We start from the raw sequence: 1,715 nt of genomic DNA, 5'->3' as shown, positions 1-1,715 counted from the left end.
CACGACGACTGCTCCCCGGGCCGCGAGCGCCGCCGCGATGAGGTCGGCGGCGGGCGCGCGGCCCACGACGATCGCGTGCCCGCGCATGCGACGGGTGCGCATGAGCACGAACTGGTCGGCGAACAGCGAGCGCACCGCCTCGAAGACGGCGTAACCGGTGGCGACCGGGGCGAGGAACCGGGCGGCCTGGAGCTGCCAGGGCAGGTCGCCGCCCTGGTTCGTGGCCTCGGCGCCGAGCACGAAGAGCTGGACGGAGTAGTAGACGAGGTCCCAGGCGCTGGTGCCCCACTCGAAGTCGGGCGAGGTGCGGTAGATCCAGAAGCCCCACAGGCCCAGGCCGAACGCGACGCCGAACAGGGCGACGAAACCGGCGCGGACCCAGGAGCGGCGCACGCGCAGCCGCCGGGGACCGTCGGGCGGGACGACCAGCTCCGGAGCCATCTTGGTGCCTTCCTCGTCGGGCGAGCCAACCATGCTTAACCGTGCATTTCACCACGAAGGTGACTAGCGTCATGACCTGCGGCGACACTACACACCAGGGGATATGTTTCTCCCGGTCCGCAAACATTCGCCGAGGAAAGGCTGCGGGAGCAGGATGACCGACCGGATTGTCCGCTCCCTGCTACCGACCAGCCGTGCCGGGCGGGTGGCCCGGAACAGCCGCGCGCACGCCGCCCCGCCCTCCGGCGGCTACGACGCCTTCCTGTCCTACAGCCGGGACTCCGACGGCGAGTTCGCGCCCGCGTTCCACGCGGAGCTCCTCGACTTCGACAAGCGCGACGACGTGCCGGACCTGAACGTCTTCCTGGACCGGACAGGTCTGGCGAACAACCCGAGCCTCTGGGACGCGATCGAGCGCAAGCTCGAACGGTCCGACTACCTCATCCTGTTCGCCTCGGAGGGCGCCGCGAGCTCGAAGTACGTGGCCAAGGAGGTCGCGTGGTGGCTCGACCACCGCGGTCCGGAGACCCTGTTGGTGGCGCTGACCAGCGGCAAGATCGTCTGGGACCAGACGGCGAACGAGATCGACGCGATCAGCACCACGGCGTTGCCCGCGCCGCTGGTGGAGCGGATCGACCACGAGCCCAAGTGGACCGACCTGACGAGGCTGCGCCAGCGCCGGTTCTGGCGGCACCACCCCGATCGGCCGGGGGTGCTCGCCGAGCTGGTGGCGCCGCTGCGCGGCGCGGACGTCAGCACCGAGGAGATCCTCAGCGCGCACATCGCCCGGCAGAGCTCGGCGGGCCTGCGCAACCGGCTGGTGAACATGGCCCTGGCGGTCATGCTCGTCCTGTCGATCGGCGCGTTCGCGTACGCGCAGCGGGAGGCGGACCGCGCGAACGAGGCGGTGAACGCCAACGAGGCGCACCTGCTGGGCGCGACATCGCACGTGGTGCACCAGGACGACCCCGCCACGGCGCAGCTGCTGGCGGTCGAGGCGGTGCGGCGGCTGCGGGACGGGCAGACCCGCACCGCGCTGTTCAACGCGGTGACCGCCAACGAGCCCGCGGACCCGTACCTGCTGCGCACCGTGGACGTCCCGGAGGAGACCGGGCTCGCCGACGTCGCACCGACCGCGGCCGGCGTCGTCGGCCGGACCGAGACCGGGGACCTGGTGCGCTGGAACCCCGACGACGGCGCGCCCACCGTGCTGCGCGGCGACCGCACGCCCTTCGGCTCGGTCACGGGTTCGGGGCGCGCGGGCCCCGTCGTGT

General features: G+C 72.0%; 2 protein-coding genes. One reads left to right on the top strand and one right to left on the bottom strand.

What is annotated here, in order from left to right; all coding sequences use genetic code 11:
* Positions 1 to 474: hypothetical protein (locus PROKR_RS02820; RefSeq protein ID WP_036959401.1), on the bottom strand; the 474-nt coding region annotated here is incomplete at its 3' end.
* Positions 475 to 595: 121 nt separating this feature from the next.
* Between PROKR_RS02820 and PROKR_RS02815 the strand changes: the two genes are divergently transcribed.
* Positions 596 to 1,715: TIR domain-containing protein (locus tag PROKR_RS02815; protein ID WP_036959400.1), on the top strand; the 1,120-nt coding region annotated here is incomplete at its 3' end.

The organism is Promicromonospora kroppenstedtii DSM 19349 (assembly GCF_000515355.1).
GTDB classification, from domain to species: Bacteria; Actinomycetota; Actinomycetes; order Actinomycetales; family Cellulomonadaceae; genus Promicromonospora; species Promicromonospora kroppenstedtii.
Note: the sequence above shows the minus strand (reverse complement) of the source record. Positions and strands in the feature narration are given on the sequence as shown.